Origin of the sequence: Asanoa sp. NPDC050611 (genome assembly GCF_040654855.1) — a bacterium.
Taxonomy (GTDB): Bacteria; Actinomycetota; Actinomycetes; order Mycobacteriales; family Micromonosporaceae; genus Asanoa.
In genome coordinates, this window is sequence record NZ_JBFAIU010000054.1 from 1 (window position 1) to 20,198 (window position 20,198).

Genomic DNA, 20,198 nt, shown 5'->3' on the forward strand with positions numbered 1-20,198 from the left:
GTACGAGGCGTCGGTGCACCGCGGCCAGGTCGGGCAGCCCAGGCCCGAGCCGGTGCCAACCTCAGCTATCTCGGCTACGGGATGCTCGACGAGCGCACCTGGGTCGCCACCCGGCCCGGGCCGGACGTCGACGCGCTGCTGGTCGAGGCCGGCATCGGCTACGAACGGTTCACCGCGACCCATGCGGCGGGCACGTCCGGGGCGATGGCGGTCGTCCGCCGCGCCTGGGACCTCGAGGAGATCGGCGGCGCGTACGAGGCGTTCGTCGCCGAACAGCGCCCCCTGCTCACCCAGATCACGCCGCGTAGCGAGGACGAACACGCGTACGCGGCGCGGTTCCGGCTCGTACACGCGTGGCGGACGTTCCTGTTCCGCGACCCGCAACTGCCGCCGGCTCTCCTGCCCGAGCGCTGGGCGGGCACCAACGCGGCGGCGTTCTTCGACCGCCACGCCACCCGGCTGCGCCCGGCCGCCGACCGATACGTGGAAAGCTGTCTCGAAGCGGGCCTGCGGGCCGCCCGATCGAAAGGTTCCTGACAGTGAGTGACGTGCTGCTCGTCGACCGCACCGACGCCGTGGTGACGCTGACGCTCAACCGGCCCGAGGCGATGAACGCGCTCGACGTGCCGCTCAAGGAGGCGCTGCGGGACGCGCTCGCGGCCCTGGAGACCGACCGGTCCTGCCGCGCGGTGGTGCTCGCCGGCGCGGGCCGGGCGTTTTGCGCGGGGCAGGACCTGCGCGAGCACGTCGGCGTGCTGGAGTCCGGCAACACGGACCCGCTGGACACGGTCCGGCGGCACTACAACCCGATCGCGTCGCGGCTGGCCGGCCTGGCCAAGCCCGTGGTCGCCGCGGTGGGCGGCATGGCCGCCGGCGCCGGCGCGGGCCTCGCGCTGCTGGCCGACTTCCGCGTGGGCGGCCCGAGCACGTCGTTCCTGATGGCGTTCGCCAACGTCGGCCTGGCCGCGGACACGGGCCTGTCCTGGTCGCTGCCCCGCCTGGTCGGCCATGCGAAGGCGATCGAGCTGCTGATGCTGGCGGAGCAGGTCAAGGCCGACGAGGCCCGCTCGTTGGGCCTGCTGACCCGCCTGGTCGAGGCCGACGCCGACGTCCTGCCGACCGCGCAGGAGCTGGCCGCCCGCCTGGCGGCGGGCCCGACGGTGGCCTACGGCGCGATCAAACGCCAGCTCTCCATCGGCGACGCCGGCACGCTCAACGACGCGCTCGCCGCGGAGGCACAGGCCCAGGCGATCAGCGGCGCGACGGCCGACCACCGCAACGCCACGACGGCGTTCGTCAACAAGCAGAGGCCGACCTTCGAGGGCCGCTAGCGTCGCCCCGAAGACAGTCGCGAATCCGGACGGCCGGGGCCCTCGCCGCTGTCATTTGCTCTGCATCCATATACGCATCGCTGGTCAGGCGGGGTGATGCGCATATGGATGCAGAGCAAATGCGCGGGTCAGGCCTGGGTTCCGGCGCGCCGAAGCACCGAAGGCGAGATCAGTCGTCGTCTTCCTCCGGGTCCTGGTTGGCTTCCTCGCCGAGCACGAAGGCCTGCATGGCCAGCTCGTCGTCGGACGGTGCGACGTAGGTCGGCAGCTCGCGCGGGCCCAGCTCCATCACGTAGCTCCAGAAGAGCCGGACCGCCTCGGCCGAGGTCGGTGCCTCGATGGGTAGGTCGAGGCTGACCAGCCACGTGCGGTTGTCGACGGCCGGGGTGAGGCGGGCCGAGAGCGTCTCGTAGGTGCGCTCGTCGACCGCCGTGATCGGGCCCGCCAGGGTCAGTTCCTCGGCAACCGTCGGCTCGTCGAAGAAGCGGCGCGTGTAGGTGACCACCACCGGGCCGCGGGCGGCGACGTCGGCGTTGTCCGGGTCGTCGTCGGCCCGGCCGGCCGCGCCGGTGACCCGGCCCAACGCCACGACGCGCGGCGCCGGCTCCTCGGCCACCACCAGGACCCGGTCGCCCTCGGCCGGACCCGGCAGGTCGCCGCCGTCGGACAGCTCCAGCGTCTCGTGGTGGAAGAGGCGCTCCGCTGCCAGCCGAGCCTCCGGGATGACGACCGCCCACTGTGCCATGCCAACCATCCCATCACAGGCCGTCGGCAGGTCAGTGCGGTGGCACGTGGCAACCGGCCAGGTGGTCGTCGACCATGCCGGTCGCCTGCATCAGCGCGTAGGCCGTGGTCGGACCCACGAACCGGAAGCCCCGCTTCTTGAGGTTCTTGGCCAGCGCGGTCGACTCCGGGGTGATGGCCGGGACCTCGGCGAACGAGCGCGGGCGGTGCGGCCGCGGCGGCGGTGCGAAGGACCAGAGCAGCTTGCTCAGCCCGCCGTCGACCTCGAGCGCCGCGCGGGCGTTGGCGATCGCGGCGTCGACCTTCTGCCTGTTACGCACGATGCCGACGTCGGCCATCAGGCGGGCGACGTCGCCGTCGTCGTACGCCGCGACTTTTTTGATCTTGAAGTGGTCGAACGCGGCACGGAAGTTTTCCCTCTTGCGCAGGATGGTCAGCCAGGACAGGCCCGACTGGAACGCCTCCAGCGTCATCCGCTCGTAGAGGTGGTCGTCGCCGTGCAGCGGCTTGCCCCACTCCGTGTCGTGGTAGGTGAGGTAGTCGGTGCTGCTGCCCCACCGGCAGCGCGCCTTGCCGTCGGCGCCGATCACAAGGTCACTCACAGCCACGAGCCTATGAGTGGGGTACGACAGGACTCAGGGCAGCCGGCCCGCCTCGACCAGGCGGGCGAAGCGCTTGAGCGCCTGGGTCAGGCTGAGCTTCGAGCCTGGCCAGAGCACCGGCCAGGCGACCCGGCCCGCGGCACCGCCGGGCAGGTGGAACCACTCGTGCCAGACGACCTGCGTGCGGTCCTGGCCCATCGGGGTGCAGCGCAGCACGCCCGGGCCCCGCAGGAGCCGACCCTGGTGGATCACCCGCACCTCGTACGGCGGGTCCAGCCGAGCGACCCGCATCTCGTCGCGCAGCAGCGCCGGGCCGATCGCGGTGACCGCCTCGATCACGCTGCCCTCGCCGCCGTCCCCCTCGACCACCCGCACGGTGGTGAACGGGATCCACTCGCCCTGCCGGCGCCAGGCGGTGAACGCCTCGTAGACCTGCTTGGCCGGCGCGTTGACGATGACCGTCGCGGTGACCTCACCGGCGCCGGGCTGCGCGGCCTCGCGCAGGTCCCGCTCCCTCATCGGCGCGCCGATTCGGCGTCTTCCGCCGGTTTCGCGGTCGCCGAGGTTTCCGACCCGATGGGCGATTTCGTGCTGGGCGCGCCTTCGGGCAAAGCGGCGTCGGTCTGGTCGGTCGACTCGGCGTCTTCGGCGGCCGCGGCGCGCTTGGTCGGCCGGGACGTCTTGCTCGCGGCGCGGCGGGCCGGGGTGCGCGGCTTCGCCGCCACGGCACCGGCCGACGACTCGTCCGCGGGCGGCTCGGCCGGGGCGGGCTCGGTCGGGGCGGCCGGCTCCACCACCGGCGCGTCCGCCGGAGCGCCGGCCGCGGCGGGCTCGACCACGGCCGTCTCCCCCACCGACCGGGGCTCGTCCTGGGGCAACTCGTCCGGAACGTCCGCCGGCTCCGCAGTCGCCGCCGGCTCGGCCACCGGCTCCGCGGCCACGGGCTCGGTGCGCGCCGCCTCGTCGTCCGCCGGCCCGGCCGCGGCCGACTCGTCGTCCGGCTCGGTTTCAGCCGGCTGGGTGAACTCGGTCCAGCCCGGCTTGGCCGGCTGCTCGGCCACGGGCGCGGCGGGCGGCGGCGCCTGGGCGGCCTCGCGGGCCCGGCGCAGCGCGTCCGCGTCGAGGGTCCGGCCCTCGCGCAGCGCGTTGACCTCGGCCTCCAGCACCCCGATCAGCTCGTCCTTGTAGCCGATGTCGTACGCCGCCCGGCGCAGCGCCTGGTCGACCTGGGCCATCCGGTAACCCCGCGTAGTCAGGTCGAAGCGCACGTCGCCGAGGTCGGACTCCCGCAGTGGCCGGGTCGTGGGCAGCGGTAAGGCCCGCCCGTCGGGTTCGGCGGGCGACAGGCCCGGGTCGCGGCCGCTGACCAGAACGGTCACGCCGAACACGACCGCCGCGACCGTGACCGCGACGACCACAATAAGGAGTAGCTGACCCATACGCCCGATCGTGGCATGTCCGGTCGGGAGGGTCGACCCCGCCACCCCGTGGTCCACCTTCGCGGGCAAGGATCAAGCCGGACGTCCTACGGCGGCCGGAGGACCACGGTGACAGGAGGAGCCAGATGTCGGGCGAGTTGCGGCTGGGTCCGCGTACGTTCGGCCCGACGGACCTCGTGGTGATGGCGATCGTGAACCGCACACCCGACTCGTTCTTCGACCGGGGTGCCACCTTCGCCGCGGACGCGGCGCTGCGGGCCGTCGAGGCGGCGATCCAGGACGGCGCGGACATCATCGACATCGGTGGGGTGAAGGCCGGCCCCGGCGACCACGTCGACCCTGCCGAGGAGATCACCCGCACGGTCGCCACGGTCGCCGCCGTCCGCGCCGCCTTCCCGGACACCGTCATCTCGATCGACACCTGGCGCGCCGAGGTCGCCGCCGAGGCGGTCGCCGCCGGCGCGGACCTGATCAACGACACCTGGGCCGGCGCCGACCCGCACCTGGCCGAGGTGGCCGCCGCGACCGGGGCGGGGCTGGTCTGCACGCACGCCGGCGGGCTGCGGCCGCGCACCCGCCCGCACCGGGCGGCCTTCCGGGACGTGGTCGCCGACGCGGTGGACACGGTCACGGCGCTGGCGCGCCGGGCCGAGGCGCTGGGCGTGCGCCCGGACGGCATCGTCGTCGACCCCGCGCACGACTTCGGCAAGAACACCCGGCACTCGCTGGAGCTGACCCGCCGCCTCGGCGAGCTCGTGGCCACCGGCTGGCCCGTGCTGGTCGCACTCTCCAACAAGGACTTCATCGGCGAGACCCTCGACGTGCCGGTCGATCAGCGGCTGGAGGGCACACTCGCGGCGACCGCGGTATCGGCCTGGCTCGGCGCCCGCCTGTTCCGCGCCCACCACGTCAAGGAGACGCGGCGGGCGCTCGACACGGTCGCCACCATTCGCGGCGACCGACAGCCGGCGGTCTCCCGCCGCGGGCTCGCCTAGGTCCAGTTGAGGATCTTCTTGCGCCAGGCGTAGAGGATGCCCAAAGCGAGAACCGCGACGAAGATGGCCATTTCCACCACCGTCGTCGCGCCGAAGCCGGGGCGGTCGAAGACGACGGCCCACGGAAAGAGGAAAACGGCCTCGACCGCGAAAAGCACATAAAGGTACGCGTAGACGTAATAGCGGATCTGCATCTGCGCCCAGTCACCGCCGACGGGGTCGATGCCGCTCTCGTACGTCGCGCGCTTTCCGGCCGGCTCGGCGGGATCGGCCGGGCTGAGCAGCCGGTTCGCGGTGAAGGCACCGACGAAGATCAGCACGCTCGCCACCAGCAGGAGCCCCAGCGTCGCGTACGACCCGAGGTAACCCGTCATGGCACGGCACTCTACCGCCGTTCGGCCGATTCGCACCCGCCGATGAGTCCGCCAGGACGGCCGGGACCAGTAGTTACGGTTTTGTTTCCGACGGAACGGGTGTCCAACGGCAAGCAACACCGAATAATGAATCACCCAACGGCAACGGACGGGGGAGGAGCCATGCCGAGTGGACCCCGCATGCCCGCGATCCTCCGCGCGCTCGTCGCCGGCCTGATCGCGGCCGGCATGACGACCTTGATCGTTACCGTTCCGTCGTCCGGCGCGGCCGCACCGCACACCGTGCCCGCCGCGCTCGACCCGGGCGACGACCCCGGTGGCGACCCCGGCGAGCCCGATCCCGGGACGACCGAGCCCGACTCCCCGCCGACCAACCCGGCACCGAGCGACCCGCCCAGCCCGACGCCGACCGAGGCGACACCGACCGCCGACCCGACGGAGCAGCCGACCGCCGAGCCGACCGAGACCGCCCGGCCCAGCCAGCGACCGACCGGCGGGCCGGGGCCGACCCGCACCCTTCCCGAACAGCCGGGACCGGTGCTGCCCGGCGAGCGCCCGCGGCTGGCGGCACTGGTCTGGACCGACGACATCACCCTCGGCTCGTCCTACTGGTCGCACCGCAGCAGTCGGTCCGACCTGCGGGTGGTCGTGGCCAACACCGGCACGATCGTCGAGCGGCTGACCATGCGCTACACGCTGCCGGCCGGGGTGACCGACGCCGGCACACCCGGCTGCGAGCGCGCCGCCGGTCGCACGTACACCTGCGGCTCCTGGACCGCCGGCCCCGGCAAGCGCTTCTCCGCCTCGATCAAGGTCCGGGTGGCGGGCGACGCCTGGCGGCGGATGCCGTTGTTCGGCTCCGTCGACGTCACGGCCAGCGCGCCCGGCCGGTCCGACCTCGGCACGGTCGGCGACAACCAGGGTTTCGCGGTGCTCTTCCCGCCCGGCCCGCCCGTCGCCGGGATCCAGTTGGCCGCCTCCGAGGTCGCCTTCGCCTCGACCGGCGAGCCGGCGAACCTCGCGGTCCGGCTGACCAACACCGGCGACACCGCGTCCACGGGCGCGGTCGAGGTGGTGCTGCCCGACGGCGTGACGGTCGGCACCCACCCGGCCGGGTGCACCACCAGCGGCGATCGCACGCGCTGTGACCTGGGCGTCGTGACGGCCGGCGAGACGCGCACCGCCACGTTGTCACTGCTCGCCACGATCGAGGCACAGCGGCTCGCGCCGTTGTCCGGTGCCGTCTCCGGCATGCTCACCTCGAGCGGCCGCACCAAGCAGATGCAGATGAGCTTCCGGATCACCGCCGCCGCGGCCACCGCCACGCCGGCGGCGAGCCCACCGAACGCCGTCACCACCGCATCGCAGGGCGTGATCGGCGCTTTCGCACCGGTCGCCGAGACCTCCGGTGGCCTCACGACCGTGCAGAAGACCGCACTCGCGCTGGTCATCGTCTCGGTTCTGCTGGTCGTGCTGGCACTCACGCTGGCCACCACGTCACTGCGTCGCCGTATAGAAGACGACAACACCGCGATCCTCGACGGGCCGGCCCCTGACTAGGGCGACAAGCAGTGCTTTCGCTCACAAGTAAGGTAACCCTGACCCCGACGTGAGAAGGTCGTCTCACCGGGCGGGACCCGATACGTGGAAAGGCTGTTCTCGGGACGTACGCTTTCCAAAGACACAACATGGAGCGGGACGGCCCAACGACGCGCGACCCCGCCGCCGCCGTCCGGCAAGGAGGTCAGCTTCTCGTGACCAAACAGGTCCGTCAACTGGATCGCGTGGTCATCCGCTTCGCTGGCGACTCCGGCGACGGCATGCAGCTCACCGGCGACCGGTTCACTTCGGAGACCGCCCAGCTCGGCAACGACATCTCCACCCTCCCGAACTTCCCCGCCGAGATCCGGGCGCCCGCCGGCACCCTGCCCGGTGTCTCGAGCTTCCAGGTGCACTTCGCGGACTACGACATCCTCACCCCCGGTGACGCGCCCAACGTGCTGGTCGCGATGAACCCGGCCGCGCTCAAGGCCAACCTGGGTGACCTGCCCCGCGGCGCCGACATCATCGTCAACACCGACGAGTTCACCAAGCGCAACCTGACCAAGGTCGGTTACGCCGCGAACCCGCTCGAGGACGGCTCGCTCGACGGCTACGCGCTGCACCCGGTCGCGCTGACCGCGATGACCATCGGTGCCCTGGCCGACCACGACGTGTCGAAGAAAGACGCCGAGCGCGCGAAGAACATGTTCGCTCTCGGCCTGCTCTCCTGGATGTACTCGCGGCCCTACGAGTCGACGATCCGGTTCCTGGAGCGCAAGTTCGCCGCCCGCCCCGAGCTGGTCGCGGCCAACATCGCGGCGTTCAAGGCCGGCTGGAACTTCGGCGAGACGACCGAGGACTTCGGCGTCCGCTACGAGGTCAAGCCCGCCCGGATGAGCCCCGGCACCTACCGGAACATCACCGGCAACCAGGCGCTGTCGTTGGGCCTCGTCGCTGCCGGCGTGCGCTCGGGCCTGCCGGTCTTCCTCGGCGCCTACCCGATCACCCCGGCGTCCGACATCCTGCACGAGCTGAGCAAGCACAAGCGGTTCGGCGTGACCACGATGCAGGCGGAGGACGAGATCGCCGCGATCGGTGCCGCGCTCGGCGCGTCGTACGGCGGCAGCCTCGGCATCACCACCACGTCCGGCCCCGGCGTCGCGCTCAAGGGCGAGACGATCTCGCTGGCCGTCGCGCTCGAGCTGCCGCTCGTGGTGATCGACGTGCAGCGGGCCGGGCCGTCGACGGGCATGCCCACCAAGACCGAGCAGGCCGACCTCAACATGGCGCTGTTCGGCCGGCACGGCGAGGCGCCGGTCGCGGTCGTCGCGCCGCGGTCGCCGTCCGACTGCTTCTTCGCCGCGCTCGAGGCCGCCCGGATCGCGCTGACCTACCGCACGCCGGTGATCCTGCTGTCCGACAACTACGTCGCCAACGGGTCCGAGCCGTGGCTGCTGCCCGAGGTCGACTCGCTGCCCGACCTGCGGGTCGAGTTCGCGACGGAGCCTAACGGCGACGACGGCAAGACGTTCCTGCCGTACCTGCGCGACCCGGTCACGATGGCGCGGCCGTGGGCGATCCCCGGCACGCCGGGCCTCGAGCACCGGATCGGCGGTCTGGAGAAGGCCGACAAGACCGGCGACATCTCGTACGACCCGGCGAACCACGACTTCATGGTGCGCACCCGGGCCGCCCGGATCGAGGCGATCCCGGTGCCGGACGTCGAGGTCGAGGACCCGGACGGTGACGCGCGCACGCTGGTGCTGGGCTGGGGCTCCACCTACGGCCCGATCGGCGCCGCCTGCCGGGCACTGCGCCAGCGCGGCCTGCCGATCGCACAGGCGCACCTGCGGCACCTGTCGCCGATGCCCGCCAACCTCGGTGACGTGTTGAAGGCGTACGACCGCGTGGTCGTCCCGGAGATGAACCTGGGCCAGCTCGCCCACGTGATCCGGGCGCGCTACCTCGTCGACGCCATCCCCTACAACCAGGTCAGCGGCCTGCCGTTCACGGCCGCCAAGCTGGAGTCCATGCTCGAGGAAGTCGTGAAGAATGGCTGAGCCCGTCGCCCTGAAGCTGACCCAGAAGGACTTCAAGTCCGACCAGGAGGTTCGCTGGTGCCCCGGCTGCGGTGACTACGCGATCCTCGCCGCCGTGCAGTCGTTCATGCCGGAGCTGCAGATCCCGCGCGAGCGCACGGTGTTCGTCTCCGGCATCGGCTGCTCGTCCCGCTTCCCGTACTACATGAACACCTACGGGATGCACTCGATCCACGGCCGCGCGCCGGCGATCGCCACCGGCCTGTCGGTGAGCCGGCCGGACCTGTCGGTCTGGGTGGTCACCGGTGACGGCGACGCGCTCTCGATCGGCGGCAACCACCTGATCCACGCGCTGCGCCGCAACGTCAACCTGAAGATCCTGCTGTTCAACAACCGGATCTACGGCCTGACCAAGGGGCAGTACTCCCCGACGTCCGAGCTCGGCAAGATCACCAAGTCGACGCCGGTCGGCTCGGCGGACTCACCGTTCAACCCGCTGTCGCTGGCGCTCGGCGCCGAGGCCACGTTCGTCGCCCGGACGATCGACTCCGACCGCAAGCACCTGCAGTCGGTGCTGCGGGCGGCGGCCGAGCACCAGGGCTCCGCGTTCGTCGAGATCTACCAGAACTGCAACATCTTCAACGACGGCGCTTTCGAGACGCTGAAGGACCCGGCCACCCGGGATGAATACCTGATCCGCCTCGAGCACGGCCAGCCGATCACGTTCGGCGCCGACGGGCAGCGCTGCGTCGTGCACCCGCCGGGCGGCTTCGGCCTCGAGGTGCGCGAGACGGCCTCGGTCGACCCGGCCGACATCGTCGTGCACGACGCGACCGTCGCCGAGCCGGCGTACGCGTTCGCGCTGTCCCGACTCCCGGGTCTCGACCTGCGCAACACGCCGATCGGTGTGCTCCGCAAGGTCGACCGGTCGTCCTACGACGAGCGGGTCCGGGAGCAGACGGAGACCGCACAGGCCAAGGCCACGGGCTCGCCCGACGAGCAACTCGCCGGCCTGCTCACCTCCGGCGACACCTGGACGATCCTCTAACTGGCTGTCGGCACGGCCGGCCGGTCGTCACGAACGTAGACCAGCAGATCGCCGGTCTCGACCGTGAGGCCGGCCGGGTCCGCCAGCGAGACCACCTTGCCCCGGCGGACCAGCGCGATCACCAGCGGATCGAGGTCGCGCGGCGCGAAGCCGACCTCCTTGCGTTCGGCCGAGCGCATCGCGAGCGCCATCCCCTGCCCGGGCGTCAGCAGGTCCTCGACGACCTCGATCAGGGGTGGCGCCGAGGTCGAGAGCCCGAGCAGCCGGCCGGCGGTGGACGCCGACACGATCACGTGGTGCGCCCCGCTCTGCCGCAGCAGCGGGGCGTTCTCCGCCTCCCGGGCGGCCGCGATGATGCGGACCTTGCCGGCGGTCAACTGTCGCACGGTCAGCGTCACGAGGACGGCCGCGTCGTCGCTGTGCGTCGCGATGATGACCGCCTTGGCGTCCTTGACGTGCGCGTTGAGCAGCGTCGCGGACCGGGTCGCGGAGCCCTCGATGCCGACCAGGCCGTTGGCGACCGCTGACCGCAGCGCCGTCTGATCCCGCTCGACCACCACGATCTTGCGTTTGTCGAGGCCGTCCTCCAGCAGCACGTTGACCGCGCTGCGGCCCTTCGTGCCGTACCCGCACACGATCACGTGGTCCTTCACTTTTTTCCTCCACCGAGTCAGCCGCAGATTGGTGCGGTACTGCTCGGTCAGCACCTCGAGGGTCGTGCCGACCAGGATGATCAGGAAGAGCACGCGCGCCGGCGTGATCACGAAGACGTTGACGACCCGGGCGGACTCACTGACCGGCGTGATGTCGCCGTAGCCGGTGGTCGACAGGGTCACGACCGCGTAGTACGCGCAGTCGAGCAACGAGAGCGGCGTGTCGGTGACGTCGCGGTAGCCGCGCCGGTCGATGTAGACGATCACCACGATCAGCACGACCAGCCCGACGGCGGCGAGCAGGCGCACACCGAGTGCCCGCAGGGGACTCTGGCGCACTCGGGGAAAGTGGATCACACCGGCTCCAGCACGCCCACACCGTACCCAAGACCCGCGCGGCGGTTTGCCCCTAAGGGGTGTCGGTCTCGGCGTCGCCGATCAGGGCACCGCGGTAGGTGCGCGAACGGCGCGGGTGCGGCGGCTGCGCCTCGGTGCGCGGATCGCGGAAAGAGACAGTCGTCTCATCGTCGTCGCCGGTCGGGTCGGCTTGGTGCCGGGCGGTCTCCGGCTCGGCCGCGAACCGGCTCGAGCCGGCGGCCAGGTCGGGGTGCTCGACCGCGAGCGCCATGCCGGCCGCCTGTTCGAGCGTCAGTTCCGCTCCCGCGGCGTACGCGGCGTCGAAGGCGTGGTCGCCCAGCACCGCCCGCGTCGCGTCCTGCTCCTGCGACCAGTAGGTGGCGAACAGCCCGCCCGCGCCGCGCTGCGTCGTGCGGGTCGCCTGCGCGGCGCCGAACAGCCGGGCCGCGGTCTTCGGGTCGCCGCCGTGCGCGCACCGGACCGCCATCGCGTTGAGGCTGTCGCAGGCCCGGCTCCGGAACCCGTAGGCCATCCGGGACCGCAGCGCGACCACCAGGTGGTCGTGCGCCGCGACGAGGTCGCCGCGGGCCAGCGCCACCATGCCGAGCAGCATGTCGACGGTGCGCCGGCCACGTTCGGCGGGACGGGCGGCCTCCAGCGGGCGGGCGGCGCCCAGCAGCTCGGCCGCCTCGTCGAGGGCGCCGCGCTGCCAGAGCAGCTCGGCCAGGCTCAGCACGGCGACGAGCGCCTCGCTGGCCACGCCGTTGCCGGTCGCCCACTCCATCACGTCGCGGCTGGCCCGCTCGGCCTCGCCCAGCCGGCCCATGTCGATCAGCGGGCCGGCCCGGCCGGCGATCACCCGCGCCAGCAGGCCGGCGTCGCCCGCCTGCTGCGCCGCCGCCTCGGCCCGCTGTGCGAACCGCAGCTCCTCGGCGAACTCGCCGTCGGCGGCCGCGTGCTGCGAGTGCATGTGGTACGCCGCCGCCAGCTCCGCGTCCGGGATCGGCTCGCCGGTCTCGGCGATCCGCCCGTAGAGCCGGAACAGCCAGAGCCGGCCCTCCCGGGCCAGGCCGCGCTCGCGCCACCACTGGTCGAGTCCCCCGGCCAGGCGCAGGCCCATCCGCGCCGAGCCGCCGGTCGCGGTCCAGCGCAGCGCGGCGCGCACCTCGTCGGCGAGCGGGTCGAGGGCCGCGAGCGAGAGCGTGACCGGCCGGCCGTCGGCGCCGTGGGAGACCCGCTCCAGCGCGTGGACGCACCACGCGACGTGCCGGTCGCGGGCGCCCTGCGCCTCACCGGCGTCGACCAGGCGGCGGGCCGCGTACGCCCGGATCGGGTCGAGCATGCGGTAGGTGCTCGCCGTGCCGTGCGGCTCGACCTGGATCATCGACTTGTCGACGAGGACGGCCAGGGGGTCGAGCGGGTCGTCGTCGAGCAGCCACTCGACGGTGGTCAGGTCGACGGGGCTCGCGAAGACCGACAGCCAGCGCAGCAGCCGGGCGGCCCGGGGACCGAGCGTGCGGTAGGACCACGTGACGGTCGCCTGCATGGTCGCGTGCCGCTGGGTCGCCGAGCGCAGGGCGGCCCGCGTCTTCGCGCTGCGCGCCTCGCCGAGGGCCGCCGCGTTGAGGTCGATGGTGTCTTCCTGGTTGCCCGCGACCGCGGCGTACTCCGCGCCGGCGTACGCGGCCAGGCCTTCGTCGGCGTCCTCCCGGCCGGCGTCGAGCGTGCCGAGCACGTCGTCGAGGCGCTCGGCGAGCTGGCTCGCGGAGAGCACCCGCAGCCGCGCCGCGGCCAGCTCGATCGCCAGCGGCAGACCGTCGAGCCGGGCCACCACGCGGTGCAGTTCGCTCGACTCGGCGAGGCCGCCCCGCCGGCCACCGCGCGCCGCGGCCGTGCGGTCGAGCAGCAGCGCCATGGCGTCGCTGGGCCCGCCACCGGGTGCCGGCTCGGTCGACAGCGGCGGGATCCGCCACACGACCTCGCCCGGCAATCCGAACGGCTCCCGGCTCGTGGCCAGCACCCGCAGCGCGCTGCCACCGGTCAGCAACCGGGAGATGGCCTCGGCCGAGGCGCCGGGCTGGGCGTCGCAGGTGTCGAGCATGAGCAGCATGCGCCGGCCGGCGGCGTAGTCGACCAACGTGTCGATCATCGGGCGACCGGGCTCCGGGCGCAGGCCGAAGACGGCGGCGATCGCGAACGCGACCAGGCCCGGGTCGGTCACGGTGGCGATGTCGACGAACCAGACACCGTCCGGGTAGGAGTCGACGAGGGGGCCGGCGACCTCGACGGCGACCCGGGTCTTGCCGGCGCCGCCCGCGCCGACGACGGTGACGAGCCGGTTGTCGCGCAGCAGGGTGGTCAGCTCGGCGCGCTCGGTCTGCCGGCCGACGAACGAGGTGACCTGGGTCGGCAGGTTGTGCACGGCCTCGTCGACCGTGCGCGGACGCGGGAAGTTGCGGGCCAGGCCCGGTGCGACGAGTTGGAAGAGGCGTTCGCGGTCGTCGAAGCCGCGCAGCCGGTGCAGGCCCAGGTCGATCAGCGAGGCGTCGGCGGGCAGCGGCGCAGCGTGGTGCGCGGTCGCGGCGGAGAGCAGCACCTGGCCGCCGTGCGCGGCGGCGGCGATCCGGGCCGCCCGGTGCACCTCGGGGCTCGCGTACTCACCGGCCAGCGGGACCGCGTGGCCCGTGTGCAGGCCCATCCGGACCTTCGGGGTGGCCTCGGGCGTCGGCCAGTCATGGTTGGCCAGCGCGCGCTGTGCGGTGACGCAGGCGTCCAGCGCGGCGGCGGCGTCGTCGAACGCGACGAAGAACGAGTCGCCCTCGGTGAACAGCTCCACACCGTGGTTGGCGGCGAGGGTGGCGCGCAGAAGTCGCCGATGCTCGGTGAGCACCGGCCGGTAACCCGCACCGAGCATCTGGGCCAGTCGTGTCGAGCCCTCGATGTCGGTGAACAAGAAAGTCACCAACCCACTGGGAAGGTGAACTCGTCCCGGCACGCCAGAAACCTCCGCCCCCCTGGAAGTCGGGGTCCATGCTGCCGCACTCCGGTCCGCCGGCGCATCGTAGGTTCGGCTGGCCCGGCGGGGCCCAAGGTCGAAAACCCGCTCCCACCTGGAGCAACGTGCCACGCCGGGGTTAACCGCGGGTGACCGGCCGCGGTGTCACGGCTGAGTAACGAGGTGTCCGGTGGGTGGTTGCGGCACCGTCGGCCAGTGTTGATCAGACCAACGGATGATCTACCAGGGGTCGCGGGCGGGGGTCAACAGCCGCAGGCGCCACCGCAACAGCCACCGCCGCCACCGCCGGCCGCCGGTGCGGGCGACGCACCGGCACGGCCTCCGACGGCGACCGTGGAGAGCAGCTTGACGGTGTCGGCGTGGCCGTCCGGGCACTGCGCGGGCGCGCCGGCCTCGGCCATCGGACGGTTGACCTCGAAGGTGCTGCCGCACGCGCGGCAACGAAACTCATACCGGGGCATGCCAGACAGGGTACGACCTCCGGCGTACCGCAGGACGGACCCGGCTGGGTAGTCTCGTGCACGTGGGTGCCGGGGAGGAGACACCGACGGGTCCGGCGAAGCTGCGCGCTTCAGTGCCGGAGCAACGCGCGCGCGGTGGTGAGCCGCCGCCCGCTCCCCCGCCATCACCGACCAAAGTAGACATCGATCTCGACCGGACGTGGGATCCGTCCGAGCGCCCGCCGCCCGGCGTGGAACGGCCCGGCAGCCGGGGTTTCCCGGCCGGTGCCGCGATCCGGTCCCGGGCCGTCGCCTTCGGCCGCTGGTCCCGCTCACCGGGCGGCCGGCTCGTGTTGCCCGGCGTGCTGCTCTTCGTGCTGGTCGGCATGACCGCCGTCGCGGGCGCCGTGGTGCTGCCGGCCAACGCGCCGCCCGCCGCCCATCCGAGCCCGGCCGACGCGGTGCCGTCCACGGCCGCACCGGCCTCGACCGATCCGGGCATGGCGCTGCCGACCGACCAGGTGCCGAGCAATCCCGGCTTTCCCACGTTCCCGACCGGAGCCCCGACGCAGAACGCGACCAACCCGCCGCTGGGCGGTGTGGCACAGCCCGCGGACGTCATCAGCGCGTGGGCCACCCAGGTCGCCGCGAAGGTCGGCATCAGCTCCACCGCCGTGCGGGCGTACGGCTACGCCGAACTGGTCGTCGGCCAGACCACGCCGGGCTGCGGGCTCTCCTGGACCACGCTGGCCGCGATCGGCAAGGTCGAGTCGGCGCACGGCACGGCCAACGGCGCCACGCTGGCCGCCAACGGCCAGTCGTTCCCGCACATCGTCGGGCTCCCGTTGGACGGCCAGGGCGACCGCCAGGAGATCCGGGACACCGACGACGGCCAGCTCGACGGCGACTCGACGTTCGACCGCGCGGTCGGCCCGATGCAGTTCATCCCCAGCACCTGGAACACCAGCGGGGTCGATGCGGACAACGACGGCATCAAGGACCCGCACGACATCGACGACGCAGCCCTGGCAGCAGCTAACTATCTGTGTCGTAACGGGCGGAACCTCAACAACGTGCAGGACTGGTGGGGAGCCATCCTCAGCTACAACGACGTGCAGCGATACGCCCGCGACGTGTACGACGCGGCCAACGACTACGGAACCAGGAGCCGCACGTAGCGTAGTCACATCGGCACTTTGGAGAACTAAGGCCTTTCGCACCGGGACCGTTAGCGGCAAGCTAGACAGGTGATGGTGCGCGAGTGGGATCCGAAAACCGCCTCCGCCGAAGAGCTACGCGCGATGCTGGACAGCCTCAACGCGGTGCTCATGGCGGACCTCCCGGATGACCCACTGTGGCAAGAAAGTTACCTCCGTGAATATCTCGCGGAGACGATGCCCGGCGAGCGACGCATTTCCTGGCTCGCCGAAGAACCCGCTGAGCCGGGCCGGCCGGCCAAGGTCCTCGGGCACGCCAACGTGCTGCTCCTCGGCGACATCGGCGTGATCGAGCTGCTGATCCACCCCAAGGCACGGCGCGCCGGGCTGGCGCGGGAAATGCTCGCCCAGGCCGCCCGCAAGACCTATCACGAAGGCTTTTCCGTCGTCGGCGCCGAGGTTGTCGGCGGCACCCCGGCCGTCACGTTCTTCGAGTCGGTCGGTTTCGTGCGCGAATACACCGAGACCCGCAGTGTGCTCCGGCTCAACTCCGTCGACTGGCTCACGCTCGGCGAGATGGCCCGCGGCATCGGCGCGGGCTACCGCCTCGAGTTCTGCCCGGGCGGGCCGCCCGACGACCTGCTCGAGCCCTACGCCAAGGCCAAGGCCGAGCTGCGCGACATCGACGACGGCGACCTCGACCTGCGACCCAGCTCCTACGACCCCCAGCGGCTCCGCGCGAGCCTCGACTGCCTGCACCGGCGGGGCATGAAGCCCTACATCGTGCTGGCCATCCACGAGAAGACCGGCGACGTCGCGGGGCTGACAGAGGTCGTCGTGCCGGCACAGCACCCCACACGCGCGGACCAGTACGACACGATCGTCGCCCAGGACCACCGCGGCTACGGCATCGACCGCGCCATCAAGGCCCGGATGCTGTTCGAGCTGCGCTCGGCCGAGCCCAAGCTGGCCGAGGTGCAGACCTGGAACGCCCAGGCCAACGAGTCGATGCTGAAGGTCAACGCGGAGCTCGGCTTCCAGCCCGACCGCGAGTGGTACGAGTACGGCGCCGACGTGGCCGACGTCCTGCGCCGCCTCGAACACGGCGTTTAGTCAGCGAGCCGACACTTGATCGCCATGCGGGGCTGCTAGACAGCCCTAATTGGTTTCTCCCTGCCCCCGCCACCCCTGGAGGCTGTCTTGCGCTCTATGCGCGCGCCCGCTTTGTTGGCGGCCGCGACTCTCACCACGACCGCCGCGCTCGTCGGCGTATCGAGTGGGGCCCTCGCGGCACCGACCGACCTGATCATCTCTGAATACGTGGAGGGCTCGTCCAACAACAAGGCGGTCGAGCTCTACAACGGCACGGGAGCCGCGGTCGACCTGGCCGGCTACCAGCTCTCGGTCTACTTCAACGGCGCCACCACGGCGACCTTCAACACCAGCCTGACGGGCTCGGTCGCCGCCGGCGACGTGTTCGTCTTCGCCCACTCCGGCTCGGTCCCCGCGATCCTGGCCCAGGCCGACGCCACCACCGGCTCCGGCCTGTGGAACGGCGACGACGCCGTCGTGCTGAGCAAGGGCGGCGCGGTCGTCGACTCGCTCGGCCAGGTCGGCGTCGACCCGGGCACCGAGTGGGGCACGGGGCTGGCCAGCACCGCCGACAACACCCTCCGTCGCAAGTCGACGGTCGAGGCGGGCGACACGGACCCGAGCGACGCGTTCGACCCGGCGACCCAGTGGGACGGGTTCGCACAGGACACGTTCGACGGTCTCGGCAGCCACTCCACCGGCGGCGGCCCGGTCGACGCGCCCGCGGTGCTCACCTGCGGCAGCGCGCTCTACACGGCCGTCGGCACGGCTGCGACCCGGAACGTCACCGCGACGGACCCGGACGACACGATCACCGATCTGGCCGTCACCTCGGTCACGCCGACCCCGACCGCCGGCAGCATCACCCGCACCGCCTTCACCCCCGGCGCGACCGCCACGGCGACGATCAGCGCGAGCGCTGACCTGCCGGCGGGCGGCTATGCCGTCCAGGTGACCTCGACCGACGGCGACGGCACGACCGCGTCCTGCACGCTGACCGTCCAGGTCAACCGGGCGCTCACGGTCGGCGAGGTGCAGGGCCAGACCACCGACGCCGAGCAGGGCAGGCTGGACCGTTCGCCGCTCGCCCCGGCCAGCGGCAACAGCCAGCTCCTGTACGACATCCGCGGCGTCGTCACCCAGCGCACGCTGTCCCGGACCGAGGCCGGCGCCCTGCAGTACGGCTTCTTCCTGCAGAGCCGCCCCGGCACCGAGGACGGCGACCCGCTCACGTCCGACGGCGTCTTCGTCTACACGAGCACGTTCGAGACGCTGATCGGCGGCTACGTCCCGGTGGTCGGCGACGAGATCGTCATCCGTGGCCGGGTCACGGAGTTCTTCAACCTGACCGAGATCGCCAGCGCCTCCCTCGTGTCCAAGCTGGCCGGTGGCGTCGACGTCACGGTCACCGACGCGGTGCCGCCGGTCGACCTCGCGACGGCCGACCGCTTCTGGGAGCGCCACGAGGGCATGCGCATGCGGGTCCGCGCCGGCGCACAGGCCGTCAGCGGCCGGGACGTGTTCGCCAGCACCGCGGACTCCGAGGTGTGGGTGGTCGACAAGGACGACCCGCTGCTCGACCGCGCCGACCCGTACGCCCGCCGGGTCTTCCGCGACTCGCACCCGCTCGACAACAACCCGGCGCGGTTCGACGACGAGAACGGCAACCGGATCATGTTCGGCTCGATGGGCGTCAAGGACCGCTCCGGCGACAGCACGACGCTGCTCCCGCCGGCGCACACCTTCGACAAGCTCACCAGCGACGCGGTCGGCGGCCTCTACTTCTCGTTCGACAAGTACGGCATCCAGCCGGAGCAGGTGACCTTCACCGGCGGCACCGACCCGTCGAAGAACAACCCGCCGAAGCCCGCCAACCGCAGCACGGAGTACGCGGTGGCGACGTACAACGTCGAGAACCTGTACGACTTCCGCGACGACCCGTTCGACGGCTGCGACTTCCTGGGCAACACGGGCTGCCCGGGTGTCTCACCGCCGTTCGACTACGTCCCGGTCGATCAGGCCGACTACGACAACCAGCTGGCCGCGCTGGCCGACCAGATCACCAACGACCTGCACAGCCCCGACGTGATCCTGGTGCAGGAAGCCGAGGACCAGGACATCTGCACGGTCTCGGGCACCGAGCTGGCCTGCGGCACGACCGACAACGCCGACGGCGCACCGGACACCATCCAGGAACTGGCGCTGACCATCAAGGCCAAGGGCGGCCCGGGGTACGCGGCGGCCTACGACCGTGACGGCGCCGACGACCGCGGCATCACGGCGGCGTTCCTGTACCGAACGGACCGGGTGAGCCTGGCCCCCGCGGACGCGGTGCTGGGCGCGGACCCCGGTGTCACGTACCGGGGCGAGGCCCTGCCCTACAACACGGACGTCCAGAACCCGAAGTCGCTGAACGCCGACCTACCGTCCGACGTGGACACCTCGACGGGCGTGGACGGCTCCGACGTCTTCACCCGCGCACCTCAGGTGGCCAAGTTCCTGGTGGCCGCGACACCCGGCGGCACCGAGCGTTCGGTGCTCTGGGCGGTCAGCAACCACTACTCGTCGGGCCCGGACGGCCGGATCGGCCAGCGCCGCGAGCAGGCGGCCTACGGCGCGGCGATCGTGAAGGCGATCGAAACCGCCGACCCGAACGCCCGCGTCGCGTACGGCGGCGACCTCAACGTCTTCCCGCGTCCCGACGACCCGGTCCAGTCGAACCCGGGTGACCAGCTGGCCCCGCTCTACGACGCGGGCCTGCACAACCTGTGGGAGAACCTCGTACAGGACGTGCCGGCCAGCGCGTACTCGTACTCGTTCGAGGGCCAGGCCCAGACCCTGGACCACCTGTTCGTCAACGACAAGCTGCACGCGGACCTCGTACAGATGCGCGCGGCCCACATCAACGCCGACTGGGCGGCGAACTACGCGGGCGACGGCTCGCGCGGCTCCAGCGACCACGACCCGCAGGTCGCCCGCTTCAACTCGCGGGCGGAACTGAAGGTCTCGGACGCCGACGTCGTCGAGGGCAACAGCGGCACGACCAGGCTGACATTCACGGTCTCGGTCTCCCGCCCGCTCTCGGAGCCGGTCCTGCTCTGCGGCACCACGCTGGGCCTGACGGCCCGGGCCGGGTCCGACTACGACCCGGTGATCGGCTGCCGCACACTGCCCGCGGGCGCGACGTCGACCACGGTCGACGTCACGATCAAGGGCGACCGGCAGCGCGAGCCCAACGAGACGCTGACGCTGCTCGTAGCCGGCATCCCAGGCCTGGTACTCGCAGACCCGATCGGCATCGGCACCATCCGCAACGACGACTGACCCCGTAACGACGAAAGCGCCCCGGCCGTTCGCGGCCGGGGCGCT

General features: G+C 72.1%; 15 protein-coding genes and 2 pseudogenes. 9 read left to right on the forward strand and 8 right to left on the reverse strand.

From position 1 onward, the window contains the following. Nucleotides 1–537: PaaX family transcriptional regulator C-terminal domain-containing protein (locus AB0H87_RS11340; RefSeq protein WP_360142809.1), on the forward strand; the 537-nt coding region annotated here is incomplete at its 5' end. A 2-nt stretch (nucleotides 538–539) separates the two neighbouring features. Next, nucleotides 540–1,331 carry an enoyl-CoA hydratase-related protein gene (locus AB0H87_RS11345; protein WP_360142811.1) on the forward strand — a complete coding sequence of 264 codons (792 nt, stop codon included), beginning with the start codon at nucleotides 540–542 and terminating at the stop codon, nucleotides 1,329–1,331. A 169-nt stretch (nucleotides 1,332–1,500) separates the two neighbouring features. Here the strand turns inward: AB0H87_RS11345 and AB0H87_RS11350 are convergent, their stop codons facing one another. The 4 genes and pseudogenes from AB0H87_RS11350 to AB0H87_RS11365 all read right to left on the reverse strand — a co-directional run. Then, complete coding sequence (locus tag AB0H87_RS11350; protein WP_360142813.1) at nucleotides 1,501–2,076, reverse strand: hypothetical protein; 576 nt, start codon at nucleotides 2,074–2,076, stop codon at nucleotides 1,501–1,503. A gap of 31 nt (nucleotides 2,077–2,107) precedes the next feature. Next, a complete protein-coding gene (locus AB0H87_RS11355; protein ID WP_360142815.1) occupies nucleotides 2,108–2,677 on the reverse strand; it encodes a DNA-3-methyladenine glycosylase I in 570 nt (189 codons plus the stop codon). A gap of 33 nt (nucleotides 2,678–2,710) precedes the next feature. Further along, nucleotides 2,711–3,196 carry an SRPBCC family protein gene (locus AB0H87_RS11360; RefSeq protein WP_360142817.1) on the reverse strand — a complete coding sequence of 162 codons (486 nt, stop codon included), beginning with the start codon at nucleotides 3,194–3,196 and terminating at the stop codon, nucleotides 2,711–2,713. 446 nt (nucleotides 3,197–3,642) lie between these two features. Further along, a pseudogene (locus AB0H87_RS11365) lies at nucleotides 3,643–4,116 on the reverse strand (DivIVA domain-containing protein); the annotation flags it as partial. A 125-nt stretch (nucleotides 4,117–4,241) separates the two neighbouring features. On the opposite strand from AB0H87_RS11365, the gene folP reads away from it, so the two are divergent. Then, nucleotides 4,242–5,111: a dihydropteroate synthase gene (gene folP, locus AB0H87_RS11370; RefSeq protein ID WP_360142819.1), complete on the forward strand. Its 870-nt coding sequence runs from the start codon at nucleotides 4,242–4,244 to the stop codon at nucleotides 5,109–5,111. Here folP and ndhC read toward each other — a convergent pair. After that, nucleotides 5,108–5,485, reverse strand: a complete 378-nt coding sequence (gene ndhC, locus AB0H87_RS11375) for an NADH-quinone oxidoreductase subunit A (RefSeq protein WP_360142821.1) — start codon at nucleotides 5,483–5,485, stop codon at nucleotides 5,108–5,110. The two genes, folP and ndhC, sit on opposite strands and share 4 nt — an antisense overlap. Before the next feature lie 162 nt (nucleotides 5,486–5,647). Between ndhC and AB0H87_RS11380 the strand changes: the two genes are divergently transcribed. From AB0H87_RS11380 to AB0H87_RS11390, 3 genes are all read left to right on the forward strand, one after another. Then, the gene (locus tag AB0H87_RS11380) at nucleotides 5,648–7,045 is read left to right on the forward strand and encodes a hypothetical protein (protein WP_360142823.1); all 1,398 of its coding nucleotides are present in this window, start codon (nucleotides 5,648–5,650) and stop codon (nucleotides 7,043–7,045) included. Between the two features lie 194 nt (nucleotides 7,046–7,239). Then, nucleotides 7,240–9,087, forward strand: a complete 1,848-nt coding sequence (locus AB0H87_RS11385; protein WP_360142825.1) for a 2-oxoacid:acceptor oxidoreductase subunit alpha — start codon at nucleotides 7,240–7,242, stop codon at nucleotides 9,085–9,087. Next, complete coding sequence (locus AB0H87_RS11390) at nucleotides 9,080–10,114, forward strand: 2-oxoacid:ferredoxin oxidoreductase subunit beta (RefSeq protein ID WP_360142827.1); 1,035 nt, start codon at nucleotides 9,080–9,082, stop codon at nucleotides 10,112–10,114. Before AB0H87_RS11385 ends, AB0H87_RS11390 begins: the two co-directional genes overlap by 8 nt. Here the strand turns inward: AB0H87_RS11390 and AB0H87_RS11395 are convergent. From AB0H87_RS11395 to AB0H87_RS11405, 3 genes and pseudogenes are all read right to left on the reverse strand, one after another. Further along, nucleotides 10,111–11,124, reverse strand: a complete 1,014-nt coding sequence (locus tag AB0H87_RS11395; RefSeq protein WP_360142829.1) for a potassium channel family protein — start codon at nucleotides 11,122–11,124, stop codon at nucleotides 10,111–10,113. The genes AB0H87_RS11390 and AB0H87_RS11395 overlap by 4 nt on opposite strands. Nucleotides 11,125–11,332: 208 nt before the next feature. After that, nucleotides 11,333–14,119, reverse strand: a pseudogene (locus tag AB0H87_RS11400) (adenylate/guanylate cyclase domain-containing protein); the annotation flags it as partial. A gap of 263 nt (nucleotides 14,120–14,382) precedes the next feature. Then, complete coding sequence (locus AB0H87_RS11405; protein WP_360142831.1) at nucleotides 14,383–14,601, reverse strand: zinc ribbon domain-containing protein; 219 nt, start codon at nucleotides 14,599–14,601, stop codon at nucleotides 14,383–14,385. A 62-nt stretch (nucleotides 14,602–14,663) separates the two neighbouring features. Between AB0H87_RS11405 and AB0H87_RS11410 the strand changes: the two genes are divergently transcribed. The 3 genes from AB0H87_RS11410 (at nucleotide 14,664) to AB0H87_RS11420 (ending at nucleotide 20,153) form a co-directional block, all read left to right on the forward strand. Beyond that, a complete protein-coding gene (locus AB0H87_RS11410) occupies nucleotides 14,664–15,758 on the forward strand; it encodes a lytic murein transglycosylase (protein ID WP_360142833.1) in 1,095 nt (364 codons plus the stop codon). Between the two features lie 72 nt (nucleotides 15,759–15,830). Further along, nucleotides 15,831–16,850 (forward strand): GNAT family N-acetyltransferase, encoded by a 1,020-nt coding sequence (locus AB0H87_RS11415; RefSeq protein WP_360142857.1) that lies wholly within the window; start codon nucleotides 15,831–15,833, stop codon nucleotides 16,848–16,850. Between the two features lie 96 nt (nucleotides 16,851–16,946). After that, on the forward strand, nucleotides 16,947–20,153 hold the full coding sequence (locus AB0H87_RS11420) for a lamin tail domain-containing protein (protein WP_360142835.1): 3,207 nt from the start codon (nucleotides 16,947–16,949) through the stop codon (nucleotides 20,151–20,153). Nucleotides 20,154–20,198 lie beyond the last annotated feature (45 nt).